We start from the raw sequence: 257 nt of genomic DNA on the forward strand, positions 1-257 counted from the left end.
GATTTCCGGCCGCGTGTGGAATAACTACTGCGATTTCGCCGTCATGGGCGATAACGGCGAGCCCGATGGCGCGATGGAATTGCCGTGGCAGGCGCCGGCATCCATGTTTCCGGATACCTGGGGTTATCGTTCCTGTGAAAACCGTACGGACCTGCCCGGTAAGATTCGTGAAAACATCACCCGCCTGGTGCGAGTGGTCAGCCAGGGCGGCAATTACATTCTCAACATCGGACCGGGAGGCGATGGTTCCGTCGTGC

General features: G+C 59.1%; 1 protein-coding gene. It reads left to right on the forward strand.

What is annotated here, in order from left to right:
- Positions 1 to 257, forward strand: a 257-nt coding sequence (locus AC4HNJ_RS22040) for an alpha-L-fucosidase (RefSeq protein ID WP_490481747.1), incomplete at both ends; no start/stop codon positions are given.

The sequence above is a fragment of the Dyella sp. SYSU CM1112 genome, assembly GCF_058216415.1.